This is a genomic window from Sphaerospermopsis sp. LEGE 08334 (assembly GCF_015207205.1).
Lineage (GTDB): Bacteria > Cyanobacteriota > Cyanobacteriia > Cyanobacteriales > Nostocaceae > Sphaerospermopsis.
Window position 1 is genome coordinate 168460 of record NZ_JADEXH010000001.1, and the last position, 20776, is coordinate 189235.

General features: G+C 37.0%; 19 protein-coding genes. 6 read left to right on the forward strand and 13 right to left on the reverse strand.

The window, feature by feature from the left end:
- Nucleotides 1–26: 26 nt before the first annotated feature.
- The 4 genes from IQ237_RS00830 to IQ237_RS00845 all read right to left on the reverse strand — a co-directional run bounded on the left by IQ237_RS00830 (nt 27) and on the right by IQ237_RS00845 (nt 3006).
- Nucleotides 27–422: a type II toxin-antitoxin system VapC family toxin gene (locus IQ237_RS00830; protein ID WP_194051289.1), complete on the reverse strand. Its 396-nt coding sequence runs from the start codon at nt 420–422 to the stop codon at nt 27–29.
- Nucleotides 423–430: 8 nt separating this feature from the next.
- Complete coding sequence (locus IQ237_RS00835; RefSeq protein ID WP_194051291.1) at nt 431–748, reverse strand: glycoside hydrolase family 18 protein; 318 nt, start codon at nt 746–748, stop codon at nt 431–433.
- 118 nt (nt 749–866) lie between these two features.
- A complete protein-coding gene (locus IQ237_RS00840; protein WP_194051293.1) occupies nt 867–1373 on the reverse strand; it encodes a pentapeptide repeat-containing protein in 507 nt (168 codons plus the stop codon).
- Nucleotides 1374–1485: 112 nt separating this feature from the next.
- A complete protein-coding gene (locus IQ237_RS00845) occupies nt 1486–3006 on the reverse strand; it encodes an LCP family protein (RefSeq protein ID WP_194051295.1) in 1521 nt (506 codons plus the stop codon).
- Nucleotides 3007–3263: 257 nt separating this feature from the next.
- Here IQ237_RS00845 and IQ237_RS00850 point away from each other — a divergent pair, with 257 nt between their 5' ends.
- The 4 genes from IQ237_RS00850 (at nt 3264) to IQ237_RS00865 (ending at nt 8255) form a co-directional block, all read left to right on the forward strand.
- Nucleotides 3264–4328, forward strand: coding sequence for a mannose-1-phosphate guanylyltransferase (locus IQ237_RS00850; protein WP_194051297.1), 1065 nt, complete (start codon nt 3264–3266; stop codon nt 4326–4328).
- 220 nt (nt 4329–4548) lie between these two features.
- Nucleotides 4549–6192 carry an AarF/ABC1/UbiB kinase family protein gene (locus IQ237_RS00855; protein ID WP_194051299.1) on the forward strand — a complete coding sequence of 548 codons (1644 nt, stop codon included), beginning with the start codon at nt 4549–4551 and terminating at the stop codon, nt 6190–6192.
- A gap of 213 nt (nt 6193–6405) precedes the next feature.
- Nucleotides 6406–7386, forward strand: a complete 981-nt coding sequence (locus IQ237_RS00860) for an ATP-binding cassette domain-containing protein (protein ID WP_194051301.1) — start codon at nt 6406–6408, stop codon at nt 7384–7386.
- Between the two features lie 80 nt (nt 7387–7466).
- A complete protein-coding gene (locus IQ237_RS00865; protein ID WP_194051303.1) occupies nt 7467–8255 on the forward strand; it encodes an ABC-2 family transporter protein in 789 nt (262 codons plus the stop codon).
- Nucleotides 8256–8336: 81 nt separating this feature from the next.
- On the opposite strand, the gene IQ237_RS00870 is transcribed toward IQ237_RS00865, so the two are convergent.
- The 3 genes from IQ237_RS00870 to IQ237_RS00880 all read right to left on the reverse strand — a co-directional run bounded on the left by IQ237_RS00870 (nt 8337) and on the right by IQ237_RS00880 (nt 11924).
- On the reverse strand, nt 8337–9200 hold the full coding sequence (locus tag IQ237_RS00870) for an Rpn family recombination-promoting nuclease/putative transposase (protein WP_194051305.1): 864 nt from the start codon (nt 9198–9200) through the stop codon (nt 8337–8339).
- A gap of 55 nt (nt 9201–9255) precedes the next feature.
- Entirely contained in the window at nt 9256–10959 is a 1704-nt protein-coding gene (locus IQ237_RS00875; protein ID WP_194051307.1) for a serine/threonine-protein kinase, read from the reverse strand.
- Nucleotides 10960–11084: 125 nt separating this feature from the next.
- Complete coding sequence (locus IQ237_RS00880; protein ID WP_194051420.1) at nt 11085–11924, reverse strand: alpha/beta fold hydrolase; 840 nt, start codon at nt 11922–11924, stop codon at nt 11085–11087.
- A 180-nt stretch (nt 11925–12104) separates the two neighbouring features.
- Between IQ237_RS00880 and IQ237_RS00885 the strand changes: the two genes are divergently transcribed.
- Entirely contained in the window at nt 12105–13637 is a 1533-nt protein-coding gene (locus IQ237_RS00885) for a SagB/ThcOx family dehydrogenase (protein WP_194051309.1), read from the forward strand.
- A gap of 95 nt (nt 13638–13732) precedes the next feature.
- On the opposite strand, the gene IQ237_RS00890 is transcribed toward IQ237_RS00885, so the two are convergent.
- From IQ237_RS00890 to IQ237_RS26595, 6 genes are all read right to left on the reverse strand, one after another.
- Nucleotides 13733–14497 carry a Uma2 family endonuclease gene (locus IQ237_RS00890; protein ID WP_194051311.1) on the reverse strand — a complete coding sequence of 255 codons (765 nt, stop codon included), beginning with the start codon at nt 14495–14497 and terminating at the stop codon, nt 13733–13735.
- A 138-nt stretch (nt 14498–14635) separates the two neighbouring features.
- Nucleotides 14636–17164 (reverse strand): DUF3769 domain-containing protein, encoded by a 2529-nt coding sequence (locus IQ237_RS00895; protein WP_194051313.1) that lies wholly within the window; start codon nt 17162–17164, stop codon nt 14636–14638.
- A gap of 225 nt (nt 17165–17389) precedes the next feature.
- A complete protein-coding gene (locus IQ237_RS00900; RefSeq protein WP_013190888.1) occupies nt 17390–17506 on the reverse strand; it encodes a photosystem II reaction center protein I in 117 nt (38 codons plus the stop codon).
- A gap of 505 nt (nt 17507–18011) precedes the next feature.
- Nucleotides 18012–18704: a DapH/DapD/GlmU-related protein gene (locus IQ237_RS26795; protein ID WP_194051315.1), complete on the reverse strand. Its 693-nt coding sequence runs from the start codon at nt 18702–18704 to the stop codon at nt 18012–18014.
- Nucleotides 18705–19272: 568 nt separating this feature from the next.
- Complete coding sequence (locus IQ237_RS26590) at nt 19273–19401, reverse strand: hypothetical protein (RefSeq protein ID WP_255512606.1); 129 nt, start codon at nt 19399–19401, stop codon at nt 19273–19275.
- Between the two features lie 267 nt (nt 19402–19668).
- Nucleotides 19669–19800, reverse strand: a complete 132-nt coding sequence (locus IQ237_RS26595) for a hypothetical protein (protein WP_255512607.1) — start codon at nt 19798–19800, stop codon at nt 19669–19671.
- Nucleotides 19801–19864: 64 nt separating this feature from the next.
- Here IQ237_RS26595 and IQ237_RS00910 point away from each other — a divergent pair, with 64 nt between their 5' ends.
- Nucleotides 19865–20194 carry a hypothetical protein gene (locus IQ237_RS00910; RefSeq protein ID WP_194051317.1) on the forward strand — a complete coding sequence of 110 codons (330 nt, stop codon included), beginning with the start codon at nt 19865–19867 and terminating at the stop codon, nt 20192–20194.
- Nucleotides 20195–20776 lie beyond the last annotated feature (582 nt).

Here is a 20776-nt window from a genome sequence, read left to right on the forward strand (position 1 = left end):
ATGTACAGGATGTGATTGTTAGATAGTTAAGTAAAAGGATTTAAAATTGGAATACCACAACTATCAAAATCACGAATATTGCGTGTAACTAAAGTAAGTTGGTGTATTTTAGCAGTAGCAGCAATCATCATATCTGCTTGGGTGACAGTTTTACCAGTTAATCTTTGTTGTCCTCTTATTTCACCACAGAGTTTAGCTATTTCATCAGTAATAGGTAATATTTGACAATTATTTTTGAGAAAATTATCAAACCAATTTTGAATTCTTGGGTTAGGTTTTGCGGTTAAACAATAATAAATTTCTTCAACTGTAATTACACTTATATTGATATAAGATAAATTTTGTAACCATATCAATACACCAGCATTAGGTTGAGGTCTAGCTAGTTCACTAATAATATTAGTATCACACAAAAATGTCATTTTTAGTATTAATCAAAGGGATTTGTCCGATTTTGACGAGAGGGAATTTCTAAATAATAATCTTCTTCTATACAGATTTGTTGAAGTTCTTGAAAAGCGGCTGCTAATGTCTCGAAATTACGATGATCAAAATCTTTTGGATGTTCCAAATCTAAATCTACACCCACTAAAGGAGAAGTTTGAAATAATTCAACTAAATTTTTTGCTCTATCTTTACCTGGTTGTTTTTGAATTTGTTTGTTTAAGTAATTGACTAATTCAAGTTTTTCTTCTTCAGTTAAATTGTCTATTTCTTTGAATAATTTTTCTAATGTTAAATTGTTCATAGTGATTTCTCTAATTATTGTTATTTAGATTTTAACATATTTTGATAATTAGATTTTTCGGAATTTTAATAACAGTTTGTCTCTTCTTCACTGTCACCTGTCACCTGTCACCTGTCACCTACCTACACCCTAAACTATCCCGTGTAGCCACACCAGTTACAGGGTTAACACCTTCAGCCCGTTCACACAATAATGAAACTTGATAACGATCAATCAAAGCGTCTGTAAAATCAGCACCAGTGATATCCGCATCATAAAAGCGGCTACGAGTCAAAGTTGCTTCTGTGAAAATAGCGTTTTTTAGATTAGCACCATCCAGCGTCACACGATCAACTAAAGCACCGGTTAAATTAGCATCTTGTAAATTGGCTTTTAATAACACACCTTTTGTTAACATCGCATTGGTTAAATTTGCCCCTTGAAAATTTGCCCCACGCATTTCCGCAGCTACGAAATTGACTCCTGATAAATCAGTGTGAGAAAAGTCACGATTTTCTAAAGAAGCATTGTTATAGTTGATAGTATTAATTTGGGCGATCGCCGGTTTAGGATTAATCATTATCCACAACCAAGCTAAAAGCAAAATCAACAGTAAACTTAATATTCTCAACAAATTTTTTTTCATAACTTTAATAATCGTTATTTTTAGTTATGTGTAGGGGTTTAGCATTGCTAAACCCTTACCGTCTCATTTATGTTTTACCAATCACCACTCACCAGTCACCAATCACCAATCCTTATTTCCAATCTTTCCCAATGCGAATAGTCAAATCAGCACCTAAATCACCCTGAGCAGAAACTTCAACTTGGCCTAATCCTAGAATTTCTTGCAGTTCTGCCCCTGGGGTTGAATTTCCTTTCTGGGAAATGATCTGAGTTTGCCGCAAAGTATCAGGCCAATCGGGAATTGTGTAAATATTAGTAAAACCTTTGGATTTGAGATAGCTAATAACTTGTTCCGTTAATTGAGGTTGATTGGAAGCATTTTGAACAGCAATTTTGAGGCGAGAAACTGGACGAGAATCTGATCTTAAACCAGGTATATCCACCCCAACATAATCATTCAATAAGCTTTGTTGTCCAGTCAAATTCAACCAGTAACTATCTGGGTCTTTACTAAACTTACTAAACGTACCAGGTAGCATGGCCATTTGGAAATTATCCCGTTCTACATTCACAGAAAAATTAGCCAAAGCCATCATTTCTTCCATTTTCAGGTTAGTGTCAAAATACTTCCGCATAATGCGAGTAATTTGGGGCAACCTGGGTAAAACGGTGGGACTATTTAAACGCTGAACTAAAGCAGTTATTAGTGCTTGTTGTCGTTGCACCCTGGGCAGATCCCCGATATTTGCTTCCCGAAAACGAGCAAAAAGTTCTGCTTGTTCACCGTTAAGAGTTTGCCAACCGTTAACCAAATTTATCGACAAACCACCAGCATTGTCTTGATAATTCATACCTTGGGGTACAAACACATCTACCCCACCCAATTGATCAACTAATTGCCGCAAACCGCTAGTAGAAATGCGAATATAGCGATCAATGGGAGCATTGCTTAAAGTCCGACTGACTACCCGTGCAGCTAATACTGGACCACCTTTAGCATTTGCTTCCGAAACCTTGGTTAATCCATCATTTGGAAGGGCGATCATTGTCCCTCTGGGAATGGAAAGCACACGAATAGATTTATCACTAGGATTTAACCGAATTAATAACATCGTATCGCTGCTACCAGCAAAACTTTCTGGAGAACCGTCAACAGTACCCTTCACTGGTTCAATGCCCATGACTAAAATATTCATGGGTTTTGATAGTTGGTACTGAGAAAGTTTATTCCATAAATCCCCAGGTACTTTTACCTGATCTTTACTGGTAGTAGATCCAAAATCATCATCTTTGGCTTGCTCTAAATTACTCCAGAGGGGAGTCCATAACGCCAAAGTTGACACCAATAAACCTGATAAAATAATACCAATAACAAAAGTTAATATCCACAATAGCCAGCGGGGCATTGTTAACCCTAAGCGATCGTAGAGTTCATTAGGGATAGCACCTACTGACTCAACGACTTGACGTGGATTATTTATTGACTGTGTTACTGGCTGTTTTCTTTGAAACTCTGTCCCTGATCCTGGTACTGGGGTAGGTATGACCTGATTTTCTACCCTTTGAAATTGTTGCGGTTGTGCCTCTTGATCTAAAGCTGTTGTTTGTTGAGGTATAACTTGATTTTTAGACCATTGAACTTGTTTTATCACAATTGTCTCCCCACTCAACCACTCCCTAAAGATATGTTAATGCAAGCTACAAATTCTTGTTGCTAGAGTTAGAGCTATCTATGCAGATTTTAGATTTTAGATTGTTGATTTTTAGATTTTGTTCTTGTCATCACCCTCGCATTTTCCACTAAGTTATAAATCCAAAATTCCCCAACACTCAGACTGATCAGTGAAGATTATCCCAAATTGAATGAATGTACACTTAATATGGTTAAGCAGTAAGTGTATATCACAACATGAGTCATTCATTGATCCCTGTTATTTTGGCAGGTGGTAAAGGTGAGCGTTTTTGGCCTCTTAGTCGCCGGGACAGACCTAAGCAATTTTTAAGTCTCGATGGCAGTTCTCGAAGCTTACTACAAGCCACTGCTGATCGACTGCTAACACTCGCAGGTGGTTGGGATCACCTGTGGGTGATTACTTCTAGCCAAATAGCTCAAGGAGTACGACAACAACTACCCGATCTGCCAGATCAAAATTTGCTGATTGAATCAGAGGGTAGGGATACAGCCGCTGCCGTTGCCTGGACAAGTTTGGAAATTAACAAGCGTTACGGAGAAAACGCTGTTATTGGCTTTTTTCCCGCTGATCACTGGATTGCTGATCAAAAGGTATTTGCAAATACCTTGAGTGCTGCTACCCAGTTAGCGACTAGCACAGCAGCGATTGTCACTTTGGGGATCAAGCCTACTTTCCCGTCCACGGGTTACGGCTACATTGAACAAGGTGAAAAGATTGGTAGCTTTAATGAGTTGCCAGCTTATCACGTTCACCGCTTTACTGAAAAGCCCAACCGGGAAACGGCTGAGAATTTTTTAGCAACGGGTCGGTTTAGCTGGAATAGTGGAATGTTCGTTTTTCGGGCTGGGGTGGTTCTCAAAGAACTGCATACCCATGCCCCAGAAATTATCGAACCCTTAGAACAACAAGGACCTGATGTTTACCCTCAGTTGCCTAAGAAAAGTATAGATTATGCGCTGATGGAAAAGACAAGTCTAGCATACGTTTTACCAGTGGAGTTTGGTTGGGATGATTTAGGTGATTGGAATGCCATCGAACGCCTACTGAAAAAAGAGGATAATCCTAATGTGGAATTAGCTACCCATGTAGGGCTAGACACTCAAGGGGCTATTGTTTATGCTTCTAATCCAGATGATGTGGTAGTGACGATTGGGTTAGAGGATGTGGTGATTGTGCGCGATCGCAATGTTACCCTAATAGTAAACAAGGAACGCACTCAAGAAATTAAACAGATCCTCAAAACCCTGCAAAGTGATCCCCGGTTTACTGACTTGCTGTAAAAGTTAAAACTGTTGGTAGATACCCACAATCATTGTTTTTAATTATAACTGGTGATTGGGGATTGGGGACTCTTGACTGGTGACTGGGGACAAAAATTTTAGATTTTAGATTTTAGATTTTAGATTGGAGTTCGTGAAATACAATCCAAAATCCAAAATCCAAAATCCAAAATTGTACCACCAATTACCAATCACCAATCACCAATTACCAATCACCAAAATGTTCTTAACCCAAACTGTGCCTCGACAACGGGAAATTATTGAAGTAGTCCTTCGCAATGGTTGGGACTATATGCGAAGGTTGTTGACTGGTGGTAAAACCGATGAACCTCAACTACCTACACCTGCGGTATTAAAAAATGTTTTGGTGGATTTGGGTCCGGTTTATGTCAAACTCGGTCAGCTTCTTTCTACCCGTCCAGATTTATTAAGTGCTGCTTATATTGAAGAACTATCAACCCTGCAAGATGAAGTACCCGCAGTTCCTTGGGGTGAAGTTGAAGTTGTGATCCGCAAACAGTTAAAACGCCCACTGGAAGAAACTTTCCAAACTATTAATCATATACCAGTAGCAGCGGGATCAATTGCCCAAACTCATCGCGCTACTCTCAAAGATGGAAGGGAAGTTGCTTTGAAGGTTCAAAGACCAGGAATTGATGTCACCATTGCCCAAGATATATCCTTAATTCAAGGTATTGCGGATTTGGTGGCGAGAACTGATTTTGGACAAATTTATGACATCAAATCTATTGCGGAAGAATTTACTAAAGCTTTAGAAGCTGAATTAGATTTTACAAGAGAAGCCGGTTATACAGACCAACTGCGGCGTAATTTATCCCAAGGTCGTTGGTATGATCCAACGCAAATTGTAGTTGCAGAAATTTATTGGCATTTGACTACAGAAAAATTATTAGTGATGGAATGGTTGGATGGTGTTCCGCTTTTAACAGCAGATTTAAATCCCGAAAATGCTCAAGATTCTATTGTTAAAAGAAAAGGAATCACTACTTTATTATTTAGAATCTTTTTTCAACAATTATATATTGATGGCTTTTTTCATGCTGATCCCCATCCTGGCAATTTATTTTATCTGACGGATGGGCGTGTTGCTCTTTTAGATTGTGGCATGGTGGGTAGACTTGATCCCCGCACTCAACAAATTCTTACAGAAATGTTATTAGCAATTGTTGATTTGGATGCTCAAAGGTGCGCTCAGTTAACTTTGCAACTTTCTGATTCTGCTCAACCTGTGATTTTATCTCGCTTAGAAAATGATTATGATCGAATGTTACGAAAGTATTATAATGTCAGTTTAACTGAGATCAATTTCAGTCAAATAATCTATGAAATTTTACAGGTTGCTCGTAATAATAAAATTCGCTTACCCAGTAATATGGGTTTATATGCCAAAACTTTAGCAAATTTAGAAGGGGTAGCACGTACCTTTAACCCAGAAGTTAATTTATTTGATGAAATTCAACCATTAATTACTGACTTGTTTCGTCGTCAGTTATTAGGAGATAGTCCGGTTCGTTCCCTTTTACGGACTGCTTTAGATATTAAAAGTCTCTCTTTACAATCTCCCCGGCAAATTGAACTATTATTAGACAGAGTAACATCAGAAACTCTACAATGGAATTTATCATTAAGAGGATTAGACGGTGTGCGCCGTACAATGGATGATGCAGCCAACCGTCTTTCTTTTAGTATTTTAGTAGGTTCTCTGATCATGGGAGCAGCTATTATTTCTAGTAAAGCTCAAACTTCTCAATTATCTTTTCTGAGCAGCTTGTTATTTGCTGCTGCTAGTTTATTAGGTTTATGGTTAATTATTAGTATTTTACGTTCAGGCCGTTTAAAGTAATTTATCTAAAGTGAGCGACATCGGACTGAAAATTGTGAATTTTTTAGGACTTACGCAAAAACTCTCCGACACTCCTATTCCTCAGTCCAGTCAGACTCCAAATTGAATAGACTCAAGTGTACTTCATTAGACTGGGAAACGCTATATTAGTAGTATGCAGCAACCAAAAAGCCGAAAGAATACAATATATAAAATACAAGGAAATAATTTTTTATGTCAATAATTATAGCAGAAAACCTTTGTAAATCCTATCCAGTCGCCATTAAAGAGTCTGGAATTATTGGGACAATTAACCACTTTTTTCGCCGTAAATATCGTAATATTAACGCGGTTCAAGATGTTACCTTTACCATCGAACCAGGGGAAGTAGTCGGTTTTTTAGGACCTAATGGCGCAGGTAAAACCACAACTTTAAAAATGCTCACCGGTTTAATTCATCCTTCTAGTGGAAAAGTCAAAGTTGCGGGTTTAACTCCCTTTCATCGTCAAGAAGCATTCCTACAAAAAATCACCTTGGTAATGGGACAAAAACAGCAATTATTGTGGGACTTACCAGCAATAGATTCCTTAAAAATTAACGCCGCAGTTTACAACATTTCTGATAAAGAATTTCATCGACGAGTTGGTGAATTAACAGAAATGTTATCACTAGGAGGTAAACTAAATCAACCCGTCAGAAAACTTTCATTAGGTGAAAGAATGAAAGCAGAACTATTAGCCGCACTTTTACATCGTCCCCAAGTTTTATTTTTAGACGAACCAACTTTAGGACTAGATGTAAATGCTCAAGTAGGAGTGCGTGACTTTTTACGAGAATACAATCAACTTTATCAAGCAACAGTATTATTAACAAGCCATTACATGGCAGATATTACCGCTTTGTGTCAACGAGTGCTATTAATTCACCAAGGAAAATTAATGTATGATGGTAGCTTAGATAGACTCTTAGAAAAATTCGCACCCTATCGAGAAATTGATGTAGAATTATCCCAGCCTTTACCAGCAGAAAAATTAACTCCTTATGGTGATATTCAACTTTTAGAAGGGAGAAAAGTTAAATTTATAGTTGAAAGAGAAGCACTGACTCGCACCGTTTCACAAATTTTAGCTGATTTAGAAATCATTGATTTAACAGTCACAGAACCACCAGTAGAAGAAGTCATTGGTAGAGTTTTTCAAGCAGGTGTTGTTTAATAGCTGACAGGTGCTACGCCACGGTGACAGGTGACAGTTTAATAGGGAATAGTTAATAATAAAATTTGAGTAAAATATCTATGAAAAAACCTTTAAAAAAAATCCAAACCTTGCTCACTGTATATTATGCCTATATGGTAGAATATCGCTCAGAACTCATATTATGGATATTATCTGGTTCTTTACCAATTATTCTCATGGGAGTCTGGATAAAAGCCGCCGCAGGAGGAAATTTTAGTTTAAATTCATTAGATTTTGCCCGTTATTTCTTTGCAGTATTTCTAGCTAAACAACTTACAGTAGTTTGGGTGATTTTTGAATTTGAAAAAGAAGTAGTAGAAGGTAAACTTTCACCTCGCTTATTACAACCCATAGATCCAGTATTTCATCATCTCGCTGGCCATATTTCTGAAAGATTCGCTCGACTTCCTTTTGTATTTCTATTAATAGGATTCTTTTTTATCTTATATCCTCAAGCTTTTTGGATACCGACTTTACCTAACTTATTGTTATTTATCTTAGCTGCATTGCTGGCTTTTGCGTTAAGATTTTTAATTCAATATACCTTAGCAATGTTAGCATTTTGGACAGAAAGAGCTACAGCTTTAGAAAACTTTTGGTTTTTATTTTTTCTGTTTTTATCAGGCATGATTGCACCTTTAGAAGTATTTCCCGAAGCGGTGCGAAACATAGCCATGATGACACCATTTCCTTATTTAATTAATTTCCCTGCTAGTATTTTAGTAGGTTTACCTGTAGATTTAACCAGAGGATTTTTATCAATTATAGCTTGGTTTATGATATTTTTAGGTGCAAATCGCTTGTTATGGCGTGCAGGTTTAAAGCGTTATTCGGGAATGGGAGCATGAAAAATTGAAAATTGAAAATTGAAAATTGAAAGTTAAATTAATTGTAGGGTGGGCAATGCCCACCTAAGATATTAAAGACTGCTAAATACTCTGCATAAATTCCCATAATTCATCAACATTGTTTACAGTCATAATGCCTCTTTGAATATTTTTTAACTGTTCTAAATCAGCAATTTGTGATATTTTTGGCATTAGCTGTAAACCTTCTTGACCAAATTTTATTTCTAAACTTAGTTCAATAGCTGACATCATTGCTTGTCTTCCCTCTTCTCTTCCTTCTCTTCTTCCTTCTTCTCTAATCTGTTGATACCAGGGAGACTCACGTAATACTACCATATCCCACCTCATAATTTGTTGAACTAAAACGCTATCTAATACGAAGGTAGCAAAAAAAGCCATTACTGTTTCTAATTGGCTTAATTGTTCATCCGCTCGCAGCATTTGTAATGCTTGTCTAACTATTTTTTCTTCACCACCATTTTTGAGAATTGGTACAAAGGGCAGCAGTGAAGGAATGGGTTGACTTAAAGCTATTTCTACATCAACTTCCCAAAGATTTATCACCCGGTAATCTTGACGTGCTTGTAAACCAGCAAATTCTGATTCATAGCGGTGAGGAATTTCTTCCTCGCTTTCTTTGAGAATGTTAATTAATACGGGGTATACGGGAAGATTATATTTTTCCTCCGCTAATGCTGTATAAGCCCGCATTCGTTTGGGCATTTCTAACTTATATCTTAATTGTAACTCATTGAGTACCAGAAATTCACCGTACTGTGGACTGGTGGCTTTAACTAATACATCGCTTTCTCGACTTATCCATTGAAATTCTGAATTTATTATTTCTCCAGTGATAATGTCGGGAATTTGTGTCACCCATTTTACCCAGTTTTCGGGGGCGATGCTGATAAGTTTTTTGGTGCTAATATCTGCTTTTTTGACCATAATGTTTATAAGATTTATTTCACGCAGAGACGCAGAGAACGCAGAGTAAGAAAGATTATAAATTACTAGGAACAGTTTTAAATTTATCTGCTGCACCTAGTGAATAATCTTCTAGTTTAAAATCCGCAAAGGGTTTTTTCTCTAATCTATCTCTTAGTGCTTCATCTAATATTACTCCCTCATCTTGTTTTTTGACTCCAATAATAATTATACTGCGTTGATAAGCTGTAGAATCTTGATTTGCTTGACAGTCTTTACCTTGAAATTGTCCTAAGTTTAATAGTCTATAACCTTGCACACTTGATGTATTACTAAATAATTGTTTTGCCAATAATTGAATCTGCTTAGAACGTTCTAATGCTCTACTTTGTTCGGTTGTAACATTACCTTCACAGGAAGCAGTACCTACAGAAATAATCTCACTGGGATTTTCCATTATTCTCTGTATTCCTTCTGCTTCTAACCGAGTTTTTAAAGCTTCAAGGTTAATAATTTCATCGTTATGTTTAATTTGAAAAGTGCTGCCTAATTGCCATTTATATTCTACTGATAAAACTGCAATATTAAATTCTGCCACTCTCCCTTGACTATCTTTCCCTTCTTCGTAGGGAAAATAATCAACTTGTCCTTTTTTAACTGGTGCTTGTCCATAGTCAGCAGGAACAACGGTAAATTTATTATTTCTGTTTGCTACTGTCCACAATAATAATAAGGAACATATTAAGGCGGTAAATAAGGCTAATAAGGGTAATTTTTCGGGTTGTTTTTCTGGAGGTTTAACTGTATTTTTGGTTGTGGTTGTTGGTGTGACTATTTCTGTGTTTAAACCACCCACTACATTTACTGTGGCTACGTTACTTCCTGTACATATATTTTCTAATTCTGTTAATTTATCTAGGATTTCTCTGGCATTTTCAGGACGTTTATTAAGTTCATTTGCCATTAACCAATCAATAAAATTTAATAGGGATGGGGAAACATGATTTGCTAAATGTCGCCAATTTAAAATATCCAAATGAGCATCATATAATTGAGCAGGTTGACATCCTGTTAATAAAAATACAAATGTGCGTCCTAATGCAAAAAAATCTGATTGAGGTAAAGCTTGACCATTCATTTGTTCTCTGGGACTATATCCAGATGAAGAAATAGATGTCATGCTGCCATTATTAGCGAGATAGGTTTTAGTAATTTCTCTAGCTGTGCCAAAATCAATTAATACTAATTGTCCATCTGGACGAATCATTATATTAGATGGTTTAATATCTCTATGTAAATATTGTTGGTTATGTACTAATAATAAAATTTCCGCTAATTGTTTTAACCAAGCTATTGCTTGACTTTCAGAAATGGGGCGGTTTTGTTGTTGTTTTAACCATTGTTCTAAATTCGATCCTTCGATTTTTTCCATTACCATACAATGCAGGGTTAAACCTGCTCTAGTTTGATAGGTAAAATATTCTTTTGCTTGGGGAATACCAGGATGTTTTAATTGTCCTAAAACTTCTACTTCTTGTTGAAATAAAGAAACCGCTTTGCTATCGTTAGCTAATTCTTCTTTGAGGATTTTGAGAATTTTTGGTGTGTCTTGTTGGTAAGCTTCATAAACTTTACTAAACCCAGTTTTATCACTTAGTAAACGCAAAACTCGATAACGTCCTAATAATTCTAATTGAGAACCACAACTTTGACAAAAACGGTTTTCATCATTATCTGGGTGGTTAGGTTGAGGACAAACTGGGTTTATACAGAGACTCATGATAGGTGACAGTGAACAGGTGACAGTGAACAGGTGACAGTGAACAGGTGACAGATGACAGGTAAGAGTTTTTCTTAATGACTAATGACAAATTATCAATTACCCATTACCAATTTGAGATTATCTCATTTTTGCACTGCTAAAAATTCGGCTATGGTTTGATTAAATTCTTCTGGTTTAGTTAGAAATGGCCAATGATTTCCAGGTAATTTTTTAAAGGTGAGGTTTTTCAGGTTGGTTTTGTAGGGTTGAATTTGCCAATCTTGGCGGTTTACTCCTTTTTCTGGTTGAATAAAGAGGGCAGGTATATCAACAGGAGTAATAAAACCTGGTACTTCTAAGACTGCATCAAAAATACCATCACGGGCAGAAATTGTAAATTTACTACCCCAATTTCCATCGGGTTTTTGTTCTATTCCCGCTTGAAAAACCTGCTGTTGTAAAGGAGTCCAGTCTTGAAATTGACTTAGTTGTTTAATTTGTTGTTCCGCTTCTTCATAACTGGTAAAGGGTCCCATAGTTTTCAAGAATGGTAGAACTTTATACAACAAAGGAAAAGTTAATTTGAGTAAACTGGGCATTTTCCAGATGAAAATTGGATCAACTAAAGTAATACTTTTTAAGCGGTTGGGGTTTTGTCTTGCCCATATAGCAGCTAGTTTACCTGTCCAAGAATGACTAACAACATGAGCAGCAGACCATTCCAGTTTATCCATTAATGCTTCTAGGTCAGCGATCGCACTCTCAAAACTATAATCTGTCTCTGGTTTACTGCTCTCACCATGACCACGCATATCCGGGGCTACTATATGGTAATCAGCCGCTAAATATTCTCCTAAGCTAGACCAAACCCAAGCATTATCAGCCATACCATGTAATAACAGTAATGGTTTTTGGCCTTTGTTCCATTCCAAGTAAGAGATTTCAACGTCAGATTTTGACAGTGTTTTGCGTACAGGTATCATTGGGTAATTCATAATTCATAATTTGTAATTCATAATTAGGGAATAGGGAATAGGTTAACAATTGTACCCAATCACCAATCACCAATCACCGATACTAGATTGTACTTGCTAACACGAAATAATAAGGTCAACAAGTGTCAAGATCAAAAAATAGAATTTTCTGAGGATATTAAAAATACTATGCCAGAAATATACCAATCAATTGCCCAACATTACCACGAGCGTACTAAATACGACCCGGAGACATTAGCCGGGAAAAATCAGGAGTTAGACTGGGCTAAACAACCAGTACCATTTAAAGAATACAAAATTGGCGCTGATTTTGACCTTAAACCATATTTGCAAGAAGCACCAGAGGCTTTTACCCATAATCCTGATGCTAGATGGTGGCGGAGACTTTCGCAACTGTTATTTCACAGTTATGGACTGACTGCGAAAATGCCTTCTATGGGTAGTGCAGTTTATTTTCGCTCTGCTCCCAGTGCAGGAGGTTTATACCCGGCTGAAGTATATTTAGTTTCCCGTGGTACACCTTTGTTACCTGCTGGACTTTATAACTATCAATGTCGTACTCATTCTTTAAAACAATTTTGGGAAAATGATGTTTGGACAGCTTTACAAGCTGCTTGTTTTTGGCATCCTAGTTTAGAAAATACTCAACTCGCTATTATTACTACTGCGGTTTTTTATCGTTCTGCATGGCGTTATGAAGATCGAGCTTATCGTCGCATTTTTCTGGATACTGGACATCTTTTAGGTAACATTGAATTAGCAGGATCAATCACTGATTATCGTCCTCATTTAATTGGTGGTTTTGCAGATGAAGCTATCAATGATCTACTTTATATTGATCCAGAACAAGAAGGTGCAACTGTAGTGATGGCATTGGCAGATTTATTAGATATTAAACAAAATTTGCCTTTAGGAAAAACCGCCTTACCTTCATTAACAGAAACTAATTATCCTTCGATTCCTGATGGAAAACTCTTAAAATATTTTCATGTTCACACCCAAATTAAATCTGATGAAACCAGTAAAAAAAATGTAGCAGTCACCAAACCAGACAAAACTTTAGATGATAAATATAATTTTCCTTTTTGCGACAAACTTTCTACTGTCACCACACCAATTGACTGGGGTAAAAATTTTGTAGATTTAGAAAATACTATCTATAAACGTCGTTCTACTCGCTCTTATAGTGGTGAAAAATTAACTTTTGATGAACTGAAAGCTTTACTCGATTTTACCTATCAACCACAAAATTATCTGGATCAAAATTTAGATACTGCTCCTGATTATTTTGACCTGAATTTAATTGAAACATTTATTGCTGTTTCTGGTGTTAAAGGACTAGAATCTGGCTGTTATTATTATGCACCAAAAGCCCAAGAATTAAGACAAATTCGCTTTAAGAATTTTCGTCGTGAGTTGCATTTTCTTTGTTTGGGACAGGAATTAGGACGAGATGCAGCAGCGGTAATATTTCATACTGCTGATTTAAAAACAGCTATAGGACAATATGGCGATCGCGTTTACCGTTATTTACATCTCGATGCCGGTCATTTAGGACAAAGGCTTAATCTAGCAGCGATTCGCTTGAATTTAGGAGTTAGTGGTATCGGTGGTTTCTTTGATGATCAGGTAAATGATGTTTTGGGTATTCCCGCTGATGAAGCAGTTTTATATATAACTACTTTGGGAAAACCAAGGTAAGGCAATTTTGGATTTTAGATTTTGGATTTTGGATTGCAAAAAATTAGATCCCCGACTTATTAAACATAATTAAACAATTGGGGATCTGAATTTTATTAAACTTCCGGTTCAACACCTAAAGCACGTAATTGGGCAATTAAACGTTCATTTTTTAGTCGTTCTTGTTCCGCCCTTTGATATTCCTGTTCTGCTCGTTCTTCTCCACTTAATAACAAATTACCATCTAAATCCCACCAACGTAACCAAGGTAAATCTACATTTTGATATTCACTTTGCCAAATTCCTAACTCAACACCTAAAGCTGGAATAGGATAATGTCCCCGTTCATTTGCTGGTAATAATTGGTATTTATTTTCAATTAAATGATAAACTTCCACACTGGCTTTATTCACTTCATAAATACCATAAAAAGCTGGATGTATCACCTGTTCATAAATCCAAAATTTTCCTTTCCACGGTGTTTGATCCCGTTCTTCATCGCCATTCCCAGAAACAAATTCTAGAACAATTAATGGTGAAATATACTCTTGCCACAGGACATAAGAACGGCGCATTTGACCATTCAAACTAGGAGGTACATTAGGCACATAAAACCAATCTGGTGCTTCTGCACCCCGTTCTGGAGGATCGGTCATACGCCAGTAAATGCCGCTATCTTGACCTATACAATATTGTCCGTCAGGATGGATTTTCTGCAATACTGGTTTAATAGATTCTGTTAATAGAATGCTTTGAGGATGTTCCTGAAAATTTTGACCTACGGTACGCTTCGCTAACACAAATGTACCATCAGACTCTGGTAATTGAGTATGATCTGGAAGACTAATTCCAGATGTGGGAAGATTTGTGGTAGAGGTCATATACCCCCCTGCGAGCGTGGTTTTTTAGTGTAGCATTAAAACTTCCGTTTTACCATCAATTTTCACAAGCCCAAAAAATTGGAATCCTGCACTTGGTGGTTGATTTGATTTAATATCATTATCAATCAGATTAACAGCCTAATTATCTTGTCGCACTCCACCCACCACAGGTTTCACTTCATCTGAAGAAAATGGATCAGTACCACCTTTCCAGTTAAAATCACTAATACGAATACTAAAACCACCTAATTCTAAAACTGGATTGTAACGCAAGGTTATACCATAAGTGCGGCGGTTATATTCCAGAATATAATCTGTACTACTTTCTTTACCTGTATCTAGGTTAATTGATGTTTGAAAGCCTAAACGAAACGGTCCATATATTTGTTGGGAAATACCAGCACTCAAAACTTTGTTATCAACAGAACGATCAAACAAAAATGGTGATAATCCACTGTTGAAACCTTGGGAATAACTCACATTAAAGGCAGTATAATCAAAAAATGGGCGAGAAAAATGACCTACCTGCCCAACTAAACCCACAGTACCAATTAAGGTACTTTGATTATCGCCACTGGTGTAATAACTGGTTGTACCCGTCACACCCGCGATCGCTTGCAAGTAAGGTACTACAGGATTAGGTGTATATTTTAATCCTTCATTAGCAGTAGCTGGTAATGGTTTTCCCTGCCATAACAAAAAACCAGTACCAAGAGAAACACTACCTTGTAACCGACCTAAAGAAACACGGTCATTTTTCCGGTTTGGCTCTAGTAAATCAGCGCGATCTGTATTAGAATTAATATACTGTGCGCCTCCTTGATAGCTAAGATTAATCCCACTTTTTCCCAAAGGAATAATTGGAGAAGTGATCACACCACCCAGACTACTCTGCACAGTTTGAAAACCAAGAGTACCATTGTAAAGGCGATCGCGGTAGCTATATTCTAAATTCAATGTATGAGGATTTACTTCACCCCAACTCTGACGTAACCGTAAACTCCCCCGCAAATTATCTTCTACTTTATTGACATCTAGACTTGTTAATTCTCCCTTACCTTCAACCGTAGTTTTCGGACTCAAAACACTATTCAGCTTAGTTTTGACACCAAATAAATCTGCCACATTACTGCTATCTTCAAAAGCCTTTTGCACAAACAATTGAGGTGTAATAATCCAACGAGTTTGATCATTATTAATCGCTAAGAAATTGCGTTCCACATACAAACCGCCCCGTTTACCATTATCATAACCAGGAGAAACAATAAAAGGATTAATATCCTTTTCTCGACGGTCAATTTTTTGGTTATCAATGGGGATAGGTAAGACAAAATTCTGGTCAAAAACTAAACGTTGACGCTGAGTAGTTACCCGATCTACCAAAGGTGCTTCTCTCGTTACAGTCACCTTAGATGCTCGTAACTCTAATTCTGGTGGTGAAAAAGGATCATTAGTAATCCGCACATCCTCAGCTTGCCAACCACGGGGATAAAAATCAATGCGTTGGGCTTCAAAACGCAACCTTTTGACCATACCACCTGACTTGGCTACGGGAATATTTCTGGCATCCGCTTGACCTGCAAAATTCACATCAATACCACCGGGACTGCTGACACCAGTAACAGGTTGATTAGCACGAATCCGGTCACTAGGTGGACGACTAGGTACACCACCTGCGGTAATATTTGTACTTGGGGAGGGAGAAAAAGCAAAATCAGTTTGAGTTGTGGGGATGTAAATTTCGCCGCTGCCATTTTCCAGATCCCCACTATCCTGAACAAAATTATAAGTAAAGCGTTCTCCTCGTAATACCTGATTACCCCTAGTTAAAGCCACATTACCTTCACCCACAGCAATTAAATTATCCAAATTTACTTGTAGGCGATCGGCATCTACCACCGCCCCATCAAATCTAACCACCACATTACCTTCTGCGGTAACAATTCGCCTTTGCTCATCATATTCTTGGCGGTCTGCAATTACTTCTATAATTCGTTGTCTTACTTGTGGAGTATTCTCAGCAGGTTGATTTGGCGGGGGAAATTCTACAGTAGTAGAAGTTGATGGTTGGTTATTTGAATTACGTGGCTTAAACTCAATAATATTTTGTACTAGGAGAGAACTGGACGTATTTTCTCCCGTCTTTGTAGAAGCAGAAATATTAATCTTTTCCCCTGATTTGTATATATTTACAGGATTTTGATGTTGATTTTTATGTTTTACTGGGTGTTTTACTGGGGCTGAAGTTTTGATAATAACTGGTGACTCAGCCAACCATATATTGTTTGTATTGGTAACTTCACGAGAAATTTGTGGAAATGTAGCCACCAGTGTGTTGTCAGCATCTGCATTTTCCTCTTGGGAAGTAGTACCTACTGTCAAAGATTTTCCCAAAAGCCCCGCACTTCTAGAAACAGTCAGAGGGGAAAATTTTGGCGGTACAGTTTCTGGAACAGGATTTGAAGATAAGCTTTTGCTAATTACTGCATTATCTTGATTAGTTTGTGTAGGAGTTACCAGAGCATTAGCAGTCTCGATATTTCCTGAAGTCGCAAGTTGCTGCGTCCCAGTTTGCTCTTCTACCACAGAAGCAGAAGCGAGAAGATGGCTAGGTTGGATGTATTCTTGAACAAGAGGTGAGTCAGGTGGCAAAACTGGATGAAGCATATCTTGTGGAAAATCGAGCTAACAAAAAGCCAGATATGAAAAACCAAATATTCAGCCGGAAGGATGATTTACACTTAACCTTCCGACTTTTGCCTTCTGCTGACTTGCCGCAAGCCGCCAAAAGGACGACACAGTATCATTTTCCAGATTTGTGCCAGTTTTGAGGCATTGAGTGTCTTCCACCTTCCAGCAGTTGCAGTTGATAACAGATGATTTGTTGTGTTCCTATTCTAAATCCCGACGACCAGGGTTGCGAGCAGGGTCATTTGACAAAAATCCAAACACAAAAATTCCTACAAAGAAGGCAACAACAATATAAACAGCGATTTTTAAAGTCACCATCGAATTATCTCCCAGGGGTAAGACAAAAAACTTTTCAGCAATCTGCTATATAAAACCTAGACAAAACTAGACTTTACTTTCTACTTCAACGGGAGCATGGGAGCAGTTATCCCTCTGTAGACTTTCACGCTGTAGCCCAACGCGATTGTGTTCCAATTAAGTTTCTGAAAAAGACTACCACCATCATTGCTTGGTTTTCGCGTCGGCAATAGTCTCAATTCAATACTTGATATCACCGTATTATATATCAAGTAGTTAATTTTTTCCGGAAAATATATTGATTTTTGTCAATATAAGTATAGTTTTGTCTATAAAATTGTCAACTTAGGACAAGCTCTATCTTACTCACATCTGGTTCTTTTTTGGAGGGCAGTAGTTCAGGAGGCAGGAGTTCAGGTGTTTTTTAGTTTGGATTTTGGATTTTGGATTGTTTTTGTTAACTCCAATCTAAAATCTAAAATTTTTCTCCCCTGTTCCCTATTCCCTACCTCCCTACACCCTAAATTTAAGAATACTGCACCATTTCTGTAGCTGTCCGGCTTTTAATCACTTTTGCAGGTATACCAACAGCGACAGAATAGGGAGGAATATCTTTAGTGACTACTGCTCCTGCACCAATTACGCTACCCTTACCAATAGTTACACCATCTAATACAGTAACTCCATGTCCTAGCCAACAATCATCCTCAATCACAATTCCACGACGGGTAACGCCCTGTCTTTGCATTGGCAATAATGTGTCTGCGAAATTGTGATTATTTGCATATATGCCAGATTGAGATGCAATCATACATTGCTTACCAATTCTAATATTTCCAGGTCCGGCAATACAGACATTTGGTCCAATGAATGTATCTTCCTCAATGTGTATGCAAGTATTTTCCAAACAGCCTATATCTACGTTACGCTCAATTGCTACTCCATTTCCTAAATAAATTTGATTATTTGGGTGTCCTTTGGCATCTAAACGCACATTTTTAAAGATGTGTACTCCATTACCAATTTCAATAGAGGTGGTAGAGAGAAATTCTGCACCATGCTGAATATACACGCCATCACCCATAGCTGCAAAAAGACGGCGATATACTAATCTTCTCAGTTGTGGACCCAAAAAAATTGCCGGAATATCACCTAATAAGGTGGTTAATAAAAGTTCTGGTAGTCGCTGTAATTTGTCAGAATATAGTTGGTTAATCATGGCTACAAATATCTCACATAAGTTTTGTGTGACAGGAAAATATTGTCTTGTTGCTTAACAGACAATGTAATTTTTATTGCGAGTATTTAGTAATCAGTAATCAGTAATCAGTTATCAGTTATCAATACCTTCGCCAAAATCAAAAATATCTTGATTTGTAGTTTGGGTTGAGGAACGAAACCCAACAAATACGTTGAGTTTACGTTGGGTTTCCACACGGTAAACCCAATCTATGGGAAAATGGCAAAGGTATTGAGTTATGATCTGGAATTTATGAGCATTTTTAGCGAAATTTTTAGAGAATAATTAGCAATTGATTTTGGTATCAGTCTGCTCTAAAAATTACGTAAAATTAGTCTGAAAAGCAGTTTTAGCTGACTGCTGATTGCTGATTGCTGAATGCTTACTTTTTAGATTCAGGATTCAGGATACAGAATACACAGGACTTCAAGGATGATGCTGGAAATGTTTGACAAAATCTTGAATCTTTTAATTCTGAATTGTAAAATTTTTCTGAATCCTGAATTTTGACAATAAAGACAATAAATTAGTATTTTTTTATAAAAGTTTATGGTGGAGTATCTCCCACGTCTGCCATGATATTGAAGTTGACCATCGGTGCAAACAAGTAAGCACTTCCCCGATTGCTGTGACGGCTTTCTGGTAATGAATTTGTAGAGTATGATGCTCTAATCATGCTGCACACAAAGGACTTATAGGCTAGGGAAATCACGCTTTCAATAACATTAGCGATTTTGAATGACAATTGATATTCACAATAACATAATTTATTTTTAAGGAACAACTTTAAACAAAAAATCCGTTTATTCTCTATGATTTGTATCTGTAAAAATTGTGATATTGCACATTTTTATACTGCTATAAATAGTATTTTATGACTCAGATTTCATGTTTGATAGCTGGCTTTCTGTAGTCTTACTCACTGCTATTAATTGACCATCCACTAGGATTTTTCAAAGGCTGACTGCTGATATGGGACTTTTATTTGATTTTGGCGATCGCTAGGTACACCTTGATTGCTTCTTCCCCGTTCTCTTTTCCCTGTCACCTTCCCTAAATCACTTTTTTGCACCATCCACAGGACAAAACTCCACTTACAGAGTAAAATATTCCTTTCAAGTAACACCTACGGTTAAATCATGATTACAATTAAAGAAATTGTGCAGCAAGCTTTAACTACTGGCTATTTGAGTGCTACAGCACAACACCAGATCCATAAACTTCTGCAAACAAATTATGATTCGGAAGACCTAGATGCATTGATTATTTTACAACGTTCTATTGTGGCAGGTGCAGTTAACCAAGAGCCAGTTCGTAAAAAAAATTACGCTGACAGAGCTTACAAAGATAAGAATGCTTCCCCAAACATCAAACTGGCTTATCAAATAGCTGCTGAAATGGCTTTTGCGGCTGCAATAGCCTTAACTATGCCACATAATCCCCATGATCAACCTTCTGTCGGTACATAGGTACATCAATGATCACCTAATTCACTTTTTCCTGAGCAGAATATTAATAAAATATTAATAAAATATTAATAAAATATTAAATTTACAAAGCTGGGTGTACTCGCAGTTGTTCACTCTTGGGAAGAATTTGGTGGAGAAAATTTGTTTATTCTCTGTTGAATTAGACAAATTTTAGGGAGTTATGTGTAAATAAACCATAAATTACAAAAATTACAAATTTTTGTGTTAGATTACTTTACTGCTAAAAATATTAAGAAATAATTAAAAATTATCCGGTTGGTTGATGTGGTAGATAGTATTTTTGGGCTAAAGTGTTAGTAAATTTAATGATAAGTATAATTTTTGTTGCCAAAATCGGTGATTGATCATTAAAACCTAATAATAGTCAGGGTTTCACTTCTGCCGTTTGCCTGTTGCCTCTTGCCTGATGCTATACAAGTAACAATGAGAAACTGAATTTGCTGCCAATAGGAAATTCAGGAATGGAAACCTATAGGCCAAGAACGTTGTTTGGTGTAAACTTTAGCAAAGTATGAGACAATAATTCTCAATGCTTAACAAAGTCATCAGATGTTCACAAAC